Annotated in this window: 8 protein-coding genes, 4 tRNA genes and 1 pseudogene; 5 read left to right on the forward strand and 8 right to left on the reverse strand. The window is 63.9% G+C overall.

From position 1 onward, the window contains the following. The first annotated feature begins 8 nt into the window (after positions 1-8). Both MRY84_RS07360 and MRY84_RS07365 read left to right on the forward strand, forming a co-directional pair. Positions 9-695: pseudogene (locus tag MRY84_RS07360) on the forward strand (response regulator). Positions 696-908: 213 nt separating this feature from the next. Further along, complete coding sequence (locus MRY84_RS07365; protein WP_291505086.1) at positions 909-2,075, forward strand: DNA topoisomerase IB; 1,167 nt, start codon at positions 909-911, stop codon at positions 2,073-2,075. Between the two features lie 202 nt (positions 2,076-2,277). Here MRY84_RS07365 and fumC read toward each other — a convergent pair whose 3' ends face one another. Next, the gene (gene fumC / locus MRY84_RS07370) at positions 2,278-3,663 is read right to left on the reverse strand and encodes a class II fumarate hydratase (RefSeq protein WP_291505087.1); all 1,386 of its coding nucleotides are present in this window, start codon (positions 3,661-3,663) and stop codon (positions 2,278-2,280) included. Between the two features lie 341 nt (positions 3,664-4,004). Here fumC and MRY84_RS07375 point away from each other — a divergent pair, with 341 nt between their 5' ends. The 3 genes from MRY84_RS07375 to MRY84_RS07385 all read left to right on the forward strand — a co-directional run bounded on the left by MRY84_RS07375 (position 4,005) and on the right by MRY84_RS07385 (position 7,243). Continuing rightward, positions 4,005-4,454: a hypothetical protein gene (locus MRY84_RS07375; protein ID WP_291505088.1), complete on the forward strand. Its 450-nt coding sequence runs from the start codon at positions 4,005-4,007 to the stop codon at positions 4,452-4,454. A gap of 188 nt (positions 4,455-4,642) precedes the next feature. After that, complete coding sequence (locus MRY84_RS07380; RefSeq protein WP_291505089.1) at positions 4,643-6,196, forward strand: fumarate hydratase; 1,554 nt, start codon at positions 4,643-4,645, stop codon at positions 6,194-6,196. Positions 6,197-6,346: 150 nt separating this feature from the next. After that, positions 6,347-7,243: a glutamate racemase gene (locus MRY84_RS07385; protein WP_291505090.1), complete on the forward strand. Its 897-nt coding sequence runs from the start codon at positions 6,347-6,349 to the stop codon at positions 7,241-7,243. Positions 7,244-7,323: 80 nt separating this feature from the next. On the opposite strand, the gene MRY84_RS07390 is transcribed toward MRY84_RS07385, so the two are convergent. From MRY84_RS07390 to lon, 7 genes are all read right to left on the reverse strand, one after another. After that, entirely contained in the window at positions 7,324-7,848 is a 525-nt protein-coding gene (locus tag MRY84_RS07390) for a M48 family metallopeptidase (RefSeq protein WP_291505091.1), read from the reverse strand. Between the two features lie 176 nt (positions 7,849-8,024). Further along, positions 8,025-8,663, reverse strand: coding sequence for a DUF6806 family protein (locus MRY84_RS07395; RefSeq protein WP_291505092.1), 639 nt, complete (start codon positions 8,661-8,663; stop codon positions 8,025-8,027). Between the two features lie 13 nt (positions 8,664-8,676). Then, a tRNA-Leu gene (locus tag MRY84_RS07400) sits at positions 8,677-8,769 on the reverse strand. A 154-nt stretch (positions 8,770-8,923) separates the two neighbouring features. Continuing rightward, positions 8,924-8,999 (reverse strand) — tRNA-Gly (locus MRY84_RS07405). 176 nt (positions 9,000-9,175) lie between these two features. Further along, positions 9,176-9,249: transfer RNA gene (locus tag MRY84_RS07410), tRNA-Cys, on the reverse strand. Positions 9,250-9,306: 57 nt separating this feature from the next. Then, positions 9,307-9,382: transfer RNA gene (locus tag MRY84_RS07415), tRNA-Gly, on the reverse strand. Positions 9,383-9,466: 84 nt separating this feature from the next. After that, on the reverse strand, positions 9,467-10,787 hold a 1,321-nt coding region (lon, locus tag MRY84_RS07420; RefSeq protein ID WP_291505093.1), incomplete at its 5' end, for an endopeptidase La.

The following is a 10,787-nucleotide window of genomic DNA, read 5'->3' on the forward strand; positions in this document are numbered from 1 at the left end:
GCCACCGCATCCTGGTCGTCGAAGACGAACCCGACATCGCCGCCTTGGTGGTGGACTACCTGCGCCACGGGGGCTACACCGTGTAACACCTGGCCGTGGGCCGCGGGGCGCTCGCCAGCTTGCGGGCTGCGCCGCGGGACCTCACGCTGCTGGACATCATGCTGCCCGGCCTGGATGGGCTTGAAATCCTGCGCCAGGCGCGCCGCCACACCCAGCACCCCATCATCATGCTGACCGCCCGCGTCGAAGAGGTAGACCGCCTCATCGGCCTGGAGCTGGGCGCGGACGACTACATCTGCAAGCCGTTTTCGCCGCGCGAGGTGGTGGCCCGCGTCAAGGCCGTGCTGCGCCGCGCGGCGGCCGCGCAGGAGCCATCGACCGCCCACGGCAAGGTGGCGGCCCTGATGCTCGACGAGTCGCAATGGCAAGCCACGCTGCACGGCACGCCGCTGGGCCTCACTCGGCGCGAATTCCGTCTGCTGCAGGTCTTCGCCCATCAGCCTGGGCGCATCTTCTCTCGCGCGCAACTTCTGGACCACGCCTACGACGACACGCTGGATGTGAATGAACGCGCCATCGACAGCCATATCAAGAACCTGCGCAAAAAGCTCAAGGCCGCCAACGCAGACGGCAGCGACTGGATTCGCTCGGTGTACGGCGTCGGTTTTGCGCTGGACCCGACGGGTGCGGAGTGAGCTTTCTCAGGCTGTACGTTAGCTACGTTTTTCATAGCATTTAACGCTTAACTCATAAGCGCCACAGCCGATTTCGATTCAAACTCGACGCAAACGGGCCACCGACAATATGCCCCCCGTCTCACCCCAACGCACGCAGCACACCTACACCACCACCGCCCGGGCAAGGGTGTGATCGGGGCACGCCTTGGTCACTTTCGCCTGTTCGCCCCGATGCCCGCCCCGCCCCCGTCGCCCCGCGTACCTGCACATCCTCGGCCCACCACCCGCCCCCAGAAGCTGCCGGGTGGCTTGGTGTACGTCACACCCGCCATGCCCGGCCTCACCCGCGTGCGCAGCGGCACCAAGGCGTTTCGCTACCGCCTGCCAGACGGGCAATGGCTCAAGGACGAGGACGAGATCGCACGCATCCAGCGCCTGGCCATTCCGCCCGCGTATACCGACGTGTGGATCTGCCCCCTGCCCCACGGTCACTTGCAGGCCACGGGGCTGGATGCACGCGGGCGTCGCCAGTACCGCTACCATCCGCTGTGGCGCGCGCAACGCGACGAGGGCAAGTTCGAACACATGCTGGCGTTTGGCCGGGCGCTGCCCCGGATCCGCAGCCGGGTGGCGCGCGACCTGGCGGCGCACCGCAGCGGCCAGCCCCTGAAACGCACACTGGTACTCGCCACGCTGGTGCGACTGCTCGACACCACCTACCTGCGCGTGGGCAACGAGGAATACGCCGCCACCAACCGCTCGTACGGCCTCACCACGCTGCGAACGCGCCACGCAAAGCTCAAGGGCAGCCAGCTTCGCCTGCGCTTTCGCGGCAAAAGCGGCGTGTGGCAAGAGGCGGAATTGAGCGACCCGCGCGTAGCCCGCGTGGTGCGGCGCTGCCAGCAACTGCCGGGGCAGGAACTCTTCCAGTACGAGGATGAAGACGGTACCCCGCGCACCGTGGGCTCGGGCGACGTGAACGACTACCTGCGCGAAATCACGCACGGCGCGGCGGATGCGGGGGGCGATCACTTCACCGCCAAGGACTTCCGCACTTGGCACGGCACCACGCAGGCGCTGGAGCTGACGCGGCTGGCATGCACCCAGACCGATGCCCCTGCTGCGGCCGACAAAAACACGCGCTACAGCGCCAAGGCCATCTTGGCCGAGGTGGCGCGCCAGCTGGGCAACACACCGGCCGTGTGCAAGAAGTCATACGTGCACCCGGCCGTACTGGAGCTGGGCTCGCGCCTGGCGTCAGACGCGGGCCCTGGCATGCAGGAGGTGTGGGACCGCATTGGCGGCTCTGCATCACCAAGGGGCCTGAGCGCGGCGGAGCGTCGGCTGCTGGCGTTTCTGGGCAAGCCGCTCAGGCGGCGGGTAACCGCCAAGACGTGATCAGGCACCGTGCCGTGCACAGCGGCACAAGGGCATGGCACCGCTCGGAGGCTGCGCGGGCTGGAGCGACGGCAAGGCGCATGGCCCTCCGGCTTGTACTCTTGTCAAACTATCAAAACAATAGCACCTCGCACCCATGGAAAAAGCGCTGGAGGCCATTTTGGCCGGAGCGTTCTACGCGTCAGGCACCTGCGCAAGAAACTCAGCGCCCCACCATGTTCCCAGGCACCACCCACTGGTCAAATTGTTCGCCCGTGACATGGCCCGAGGCAACGGCGGCTTCGCGCAGGCTGGTGCCTTCCTTGTGGGCCTTCTTGGCGATGAAGGCGGCCTTGTCGTAGCCAATGTGCGTGTTGAGCGCGGTCACCAGCATGAGCGAGCGGTCCACCAGCTCGGTGATACGCTCGCGGTTGGGCTCGATGCCCACGGCGCAGTGGTCGTTGAAGCTGACCATCCCATCGGCCAGCAGGCGCACGCTCTGCAAGAAATTGTGGGCCACCATGGGGCGGAACACGTTCAGCTCGAAGTTGCCCGAGGCGCCGCCGAAGTTGATGGCCACGTCGTTGCCGAACACCTGCGCGGCCAGCATGGTCACGGCCTCGCTCTGGGTGGGGTTGACCTTGCCGGGCATGATGGACGAACCAGGCTCGTTCTCGGGGATGCTGAGTTCGCCAATGCCGCTGCGCGGGCCGCTGGCCAGCCAGCGCACGTCGTTGGCAATCTTCATCAGGCTGGCCGCCAGGGTCTTCAAGGCACCGTGGGCATGCACCAGTGCATCCACCGACGCCAGGGCCTCGAACTTGTTGGGGGCGGTGACAAAGGGCAGGCCCGTGAGGCGCCCCAGTTCGGCCGCGGCCTGTTCGGCATAGCCCTTGGGCGCGTTCAGGCCCGTACCTACGGCCGTGCCGCCCAGGGCCAGTTCATACAAGTGCGGCAGCGCGGCACGCACGTGGCGCTCGCCATGGTCCAGCTGCGCCACATAGCCCGAGAACTCCTGGCCCAGCGTGAGCGGGGTGGCGTCCTGCAGGTGGGTGCGGCCGATCTTGACGATGCCATCGAAGTCTTTCGCCTTTTGCGCTAGCGTGGCGCGCAACTTGACAATGGCGGGCAGCAGGCGGTGCGAGAGCGCCTCCACGGCCGCCACGTGCATGGCGGTGGGGAACACATCGTTGCTCGACTGGCTGCGGTTCACGTCGTCGTTGGGGTGCACCAGGCGGCCTTCGCCACGCTCGCCACCCAGCAATTCGCTCGCGCGGTTGGCCAGCACCTCGTTGACATTCATGTTGGTCTGCGTGCCCGAGCCGGTTTGCCACACCACCAACGGGAATTCACCCGGGTGCCTGCCGGCGATGACTTCGTCAGCGGCGGCCACAATGGCCGCGGTCTTCTTCGCGTCCTGCAGGCCCAGGGCCTGGTTGACCACGGCCGAGGCGCGCTTGACCTGGGCCAGCGCCTTGATGATCTCGCGCGGCTGCTGCTCGCCCGAGATGTCGAAGTTCTGCAGCGATCGCTGCGTCTGCGCGCCCCACAGCTTGTCGGCCGGGACTTCAATGGAGCCAAAGGTGTCGCGTTCTGTGCGGAACTTCATGAAATCAGACTCCTGGTGAATGGATGCATCGGCGGCAGCGCACGGCTAACCGGAAAGCACGGGCTCATCCCTGCCGACCCTGCTCTTTTCGCGCAGTGTGACTCAAGCTGCGCCTTGGTGCTGATGCGGGCGTGTCTCCCCACAGCAAACGGGGCATTCCCAAACGCTCGCTTTCGGCGCACCGCTGAGCAAAGATGGCTGACAACGAACCTCACTGACAGCGATGTCAGCCGTCCCTGACAGGGATGCGGCCCCTGGGCGGCCAAGATCGGCTCTACCGTGACATTGCCGCGGCGACGCCGTCTGCCGGGCATGCCTTTCCTCAATGACCGGAGCACACCATGGCCACCAGCAGTCTTCTCGGCATCGATTCTGACAACCTCCCTCCGCTGCACAGCGCCACGGGCATCGACAGCCTCGGCCCCAGCGACGCATCGGACTCCGGCAGCGACAGCGCGGGTGCCTACAGCGACGAGCCCGACAGCGACACGGACCGATTTGGCACAGGGGAGCGCAGCAGTGCGGACCTGAGCGAACATTCCGACGGACAGGACATCCTGCCTGACCACATCGAAGCGCTGGGCGCCGACGCAGACGATGCAACTACCGGTGACCTGGACGTGGACATGGATGCCGATGCGGGCGCGGAACGTCCCGCTCCCGATCAGCGTGCTGGCGCCGCGCGTTCTCCCGCAAGCGGGTTGCCACGCGCCGATGGGATGCCCCAGGAAGAGGACCCGGAGGACTTGGAGGGTGATGACGCACCGGACGACGGCGCGCCAAAAAGCTGACCTGCGACACCCATCAACGCGCCGCCAAAGGCCGGGGCGCGTGTCCAGCATGGGGTTGCGTAAGAGAGCTGTACGGCGCCTCTGTCAAAATACGGCCCGCTTACCGGGATGCCCCCGCACCGTGGCGAACCTCTGCGCCCCAGGCGGAGCATCCGGCAACGCACCGCCAAAGACACCCACGAACCGCCATGACCACCTCCATCCGCCAGGCCGACCTGATCGAATCCATCGCAGCCGCGCTCCAGTACATCAGCTACTACCACCCCACCGACTACATCGCCCATCTTGCCCGAGCCTATGAGCGCGAGCAGAGCCCCGCAGCCAAGGACGCGATCGCCCAGATCCTGACCAACAGCAAGATGAGCGCCACCGGCCAGCGCCCCATCTGCCAGGACACCGGTATCGTCAACGTCTTCCTGAAGGTGGGCATGGACGTGCGCTGGGAAGGTTTCACCGGCAGCCTGGATGACGCCATCAACGAAGGGGTGCGCCGCGGCTACAACCACCCAGACAACACGCTGCGCGCCAGCGTGGTGGCCGACCCCCAGTTCGACCGCAAGAACACCAAGGACAATACGCCTGCGGTGATCTTCACCGAGATCGTGCCCGGCAATACCGTGGACATCACCGTGGCGGCCAAGGGCGGCGGCTCGGAGAACAAGTCCAAGATGTACATGCTCAACCCCAGCGACAGCGTGGTGGACTGGGTGCTCAAGACCGTGCCCACCATGGGCGCCGGCTGGTGCCCGCCCGGCATGCTGGGCATCGGCATCGGCGGCACGGCCGAGAAGGCGGTGCTCATGGCCAAGGAAAGCCTGATGGACGACCTGGACATGTATGAGCTGCAGGCCAAGGCCGCCTCAGGTGCCAAGCTCGACAAGGTCGAGGAACTGCGCCTGGAACTCTATGAAAAGGTCAATGCCCTGGGCATCGGTGCGCAGGGCCTGGGCGGCCTGACCACCGTGCTGGACGTCAAGATCAAGATGTACCCCACGCATGCGGCCAGCAAACCCATCGCGATGATCCCCAACTGCGCCGCCACACGCCACGCGCACTTCGTGCTGGACGGCTCGGGTCCCGTGTACCTCACGCCCCCCAGCCTGGACCTGTGGCCCAACGTGGACTGGGCGCCCGACTACAACAAGAGCAAGAAGGTCAACCTCGACACGCTCACCAAGGAAGAAGTGGCCAGCTGGAAACCCGGCGACACGCTGCTGCTCAACGGCAAGATGCTCACCGGCCGCGATGCCGCGCACAAGCGCATCCAGGACATGCTGGCCAAGGGTGAGAAGCTGCCGGTGGACTTCACCAACCGCGTCATCTACTACGTGGGCCCGGTGGACCCTGTGAAGGGCGAGGCCGTGGGCCCCGCCGGCCCCACCACCGCCACGCGCATGGACAAGTTCACCGACATGATGCTGGAGAAGACCGGGCTGATCGCCATGATCGGCAAGGCCGAGCGCGGCCCGGTGGCCATCGAGTCCATCAAGAACCACAAGAGCGCCTATCTCATGGCCGTGGGCGGTGCCGCCTACCTGGTCTCGAAGGCCATCAAGACGGCCAAGGTTGTGGGTTTTGCCGACCTGGGCATGGAAGCCATCTATGAATTCGAGGTCGTGGACATGCCCGTGACCGTGGCTGTGGATGCCGGCGGCACCAGCGCCCACATCACCGGCCCAGCCGAATGGCAAAAGCGCATCGCCTCGGGTGAGTTCAAGGGCATCGAGGTCGCGGCGGCCTGAACCGGGCCCCTGCCTCCCGCAGCTGACCGACGCTCCGCAAACCGCCTTCGGGCGGTTTTTTCATGGGCAGCGGCTGCGCCCTGCACGACCGCTGCGGCTTTCCTACAATCCAAGCTTTTGTTCCACAGCAGCCCGCGCCAGGTTTCCTCGATGCCGCAAGCCTCCACTCCCATCGGTGTTTTTGACAGTGGCGTCGGTGGTCTGAGCGTTCTGCGCGCGCTGCTGGCCGCCATGCCGCACGAGCGGTTCGTGTACCTTGCCGACAGCGCCCATGCGCCCTATGGCGAGCGGGGCGATGCCTATGTGGCCGCGCGCACCCATGCCATCTCACGGTATCTGTGCGAGCAACACCACATCAAGGCACTGGTGGTGGCCTGCAACACGGCCACGGCAGCAGCCATCCACGAGGTGCGTAGCAGCTACCCAGAACTGCCGCTGGTGGGGCTGGAGCCTGCCATCAAGCCCGCCCTGGCCGCCACCCAAACCGGGCGCGTCGGCGTCATCGGCACCCGGGGCACGCTGACCAGCGCCAAGTTCGGCAAGCTGATGGCGTCGCTCGCCGGTCAGGCGGAGTTTGTCGTGCAGCCCTGCGATGGTCTGGCCCACGCCATCGAGCGCAGTGTTGCGCAGGCGCTGCCAGCGCCTGCGCCTGGAAGCACCGCCTACACCACCGAAACAGGCGCCTTGTGCGCGCGCTATGTGCAGGCCATGGGTCCTTTTGGCACCGAGCCGGGCCAGATCGATACCCTGGTGCTGGGCTGCACGCACTACATTTTCGTGGCCCACGAGTTGCGGGCCCTGGTTGGGCCGGAGGTGCAATTCATCGAGACGGGCGAGCCCGTGGCCCGCCAGACGCAGCGCTTGCTGGAAGCGGCGGACCTGCTTTACCGCCCAGCGGATGCCGCAGCCGGTGAGCCCTGCCCCCATCCGGATGCCGCACGCCGAGTTCAATTGCTGACTACCGGACCGGTGGCCATGCTGGAGGCTGCAGCTCAGCGGTGGCTGGACCTTCCCGCCAGCTGCTGCCGGTCAGTGCAGGTTTCCTGAGCCCAAAAAAACCGGCCATCGCGCCCAATCCTCAAGCGCAATCAGCTATCAATTAAATAGCAAATCTGGATAAAGTTCTGTCAGGACATTTCCACGCCCCATAGCCGCTTTCCCGTGTGTTCCATATGCGTGAGGTACAGCCGCAAGTCGAACTCGTACTGGTGGTACTGCGGTTCCATGTGGGTGCACAACTGGTAGAAGGCTTTGCCGTGGTCCTTCTCGCGCAGGTGGGCCAATTCGTGGACGACGATCATGCGCAGAAACTCATCGGGCGCCTGTTTGAACATCGCGGCAATGCGGATTTCGTGCTTGGCCGCCAGGCGGTTGCCCTGCACGCGAGAGACCGCCGTGTGCAGCCCCAGGGCATGGCGCACCACATGGATCTTGTTGTCGAAAAGCACCTTGTTGACCGTGCCCGCGTTGCGCAGGTAGCGCGCCTTCAACTCCTGTGCGTAGTCATACAGCGCCTTGTCGCTGCGCACAGCGTGGGCCTGAGGATACTTGCGCTGTAGCACGTCCCCCAGCCTGCCTTGCGAGAGGAGATCGCGTGCTTGGTCCTGCAAGAACGCAGGATAAGAACGCAGGTACGGGAGATCGGACGCCATGTCAGAGATCGCAAGCGGAGGTGAACACCGGAGGACACGCGACCGCCAGGAGGAAGGTACGCACGAACATCGGCACGCCTGCGGCAGTTCGGCTCGGTTTGTCGATCCGCTGAAGGCCAGCGCTCACAACGCCTGCCGCCCCGCTCCCGCAAGAACGATATAGACTCCGCGAAGTGTCAGTGCAGATGGCGCGGGCGGCGGCCCCCGCTGCCACCGTGTCCGCTGCCGGAGGATCCCCCACCGGGACCACGCGGCGGCTTGCCGATTTCCAGCGAATTCACCAGGGCATCAAAACGCTGGCTGAACAGCTTGTCGATCTCGGCCACCACGCCACCCAGCTCGGCACCGTCGAAGTGACGCTCCATCATGTTCACAACGTCCTGCACCAGCAGATCACGCTGCACCTGCATGATGGCAGCCGGCGTCGGCCCGACGAACAGCATGACAAAGTCATCACGCGACTCTGCCCCCTGCTCTTCCTCGTCTTCGTCGAAGTCCGTGTCGTAGAACGTGACCTCAATGGCAGCCCCCTGCTCAGCGAGTTCGTTGAGACTCATGCACATTTCGTCAAGCGACTGGCGAAAATCCTCATCGCCCCGCACCGTCCAGCACATCTGCAGCAGGTGCTCCTGCGGGTCGAACTTGATGCCCGGCTCTTCTTCGTAAGCGCTGGCCGCGCCGTCGGCCAGCGAGCGGGCTCCCGCGTACTTCCACAGAGGCTTGAGCGCCTCCTGGAGCTGATCAAAGCTCGCGTCAGCGCGCAGCTGAACTTGTCCGTGGACGTGGATTTCGAAGGGAGCGTTGTAACTTGACATGATTGAATCGTAGTGGTGCCCCGAGCCGGGGTCGAACCGGCACGCCCCTTTTCAGGAAAGCGGCGGATTTTAAGTCCGCAGTGTCTACCAATTTCACCATCGGGGCGCCGGCTGCCGAGCGCACACCTGCGTTGCAGCGTAACCCGGGCTGCGCATGTACGCAATGCCCTGTCGCATCTCTGGCCACAGGACTACTGATCAACCGATCAGCGACCCAGCGCACCAAGAAAAAAGGGAAGCCGAAGCTTCCCTTACAAATATGGAGCGGGAAAAGAGTCTCGAACTCTCGACCTCAACCTTGGCAAGGTTGCGCTCTACCAACTGAGCTATTCCCGCATTTGCCTGCCACATCTGACGCTTCCGCCAGTGTTAATCAGCAAGCCTCAAATTATATCTCATTTTTTGACCCCAGCCAGCTTAGAGCCAAAAAACATTCCAAACCCATCCATCCTTCTACGATCCTACTGATCACGAAGATCCATGATCTTCAAGCATCAGATACAGACCGTGTCTGGAGGCGCGGTCCGGAGTCGAACCGGACTAACCGGATTTGCAATCCGGGGCATAACCGCTTTGCTACCGCGCCAGAAATCCGCACTCTTTGACAAAAAAGGGAAGCAACTGCTTCCCTTTTTGTGGAATTTGGAGCGGGAAAAGAGTCTCGAACTCTCGACCTCAACCTTGGCAAGGTTGCGCTCTACCAACTGAGCTATTCCCGCATTTATCGAAGCCTCACATTGTACAACGTTTGCTGCGATGGGATGAATTGTAGCGCATTTTTTGGGCCTTCCAAAAAATTTCGATCAATGTTTCAACCCATCTGCAGCAACCGATGCGCCAACCCCCTTGTCTGCGGAAGGCGCAGCCACCACCGCCACCTCCTCGTCCGTCAAGGGCACAGGCTTTGTTGCCAGAGCCACTTCCAGCACCTTGTCGATCCAGCGGACTGGCACGATCTCGAGCCCGCTTTTCACGTTGTCCGGAATCTCGGCCAGATCCTTCACGTTTTCTTCTGGGATCAGCACCGTCTTGATGCCACCACGCAGCGCCGCAAGCAACTTCTCCTTGAGGCCCCCAATGGCCGTCACTTCGCCACGCAGTGTGATCTCACCCGTCATCGCGACGTCGCCACGCACAGGGATACCGGTCAGGGCAGACACAAACGCGGTCGTCATCGCCGCACCGGCGCTTGGCCCATCCTTGGGTGTGGCACCGTCCGGCACATGGATGTGGATGTCGCGCTTCTCGAACACTTCATCCTTGATCCCCAGCATGCGCGAGCGGCTGCGCACCACAGTCCGGGCCGCTTCGACCGATTCCTTCATGACGTCACCCAGTGAACCGGTGCGGGTGATGACCCCTTTGCCCGGCATGGTGGCCGCCTCGATGGTCAGCAGGTCGCCGCCCACCTCGGTCCACGCCAAGCCCACCACTTGTCCAACCTGGTTCTGCTGCTCAGCTCTGCCATAGGTGTACTTGCGCACGCCGAGAAAGTCGGGCAGGTTGTCTGCCGTGACAACCACCTGCGGCTCCAGCTTCTTGAGTTGCAAACCCTTGACCACCTTGCGGCAGATTTTGGACAGCTCACGTTCGAGCGAGCGTACGCCAGCCTCGCGGGTGTAGTAGCGAACCATGTCGCGCACAGCCGCTTCGGTGATGAGCAGTTCCTCATCCTTCACGCCATTGTTCTTGAGCTGCTTGGGTAGCAGGTACTTCATTGCAATGCTGGTTTTCTCGTCCTCGGTGTAACCCGACAGGCGAATGACCTCCATGCGATCAAGCAGTGCCGGCGGGATGTTCATCGAGTTCGAGGTCGCCACGAACATCACGTCGGAGAGATCGAAATCCACCTCGACATAGTGATCGCCAAAGGTATGGTTCTGCTCAGGGTCCAGAACCTCCAGCAACGCACTGGAGGGATCACCGCGGAAGTCCGTGCCCAGCTTGTCGATTTCATCGAGCAGGAACAGCGGATTGCGCGTACCGACCTTCGAGAGGCTTTGAAGCACCTTGCCCGGCAGCGCACCGATGTAGGTGCGACGATGCCCGCGAATCTCCGCCTCGTCGCGCATCCCCCCCAGGGCCATGCGCACGTACTTACGGCCAGTGGCCTTGGCAATGGAC

This window comes from Acidovorax sp., assembly GCF_022763525.1.
GTDB lineage: Bacteria > Pseudomonadota > Gammaproteobacteria > Burkholderiales > Burkholderiaceae_C > Acidovorax.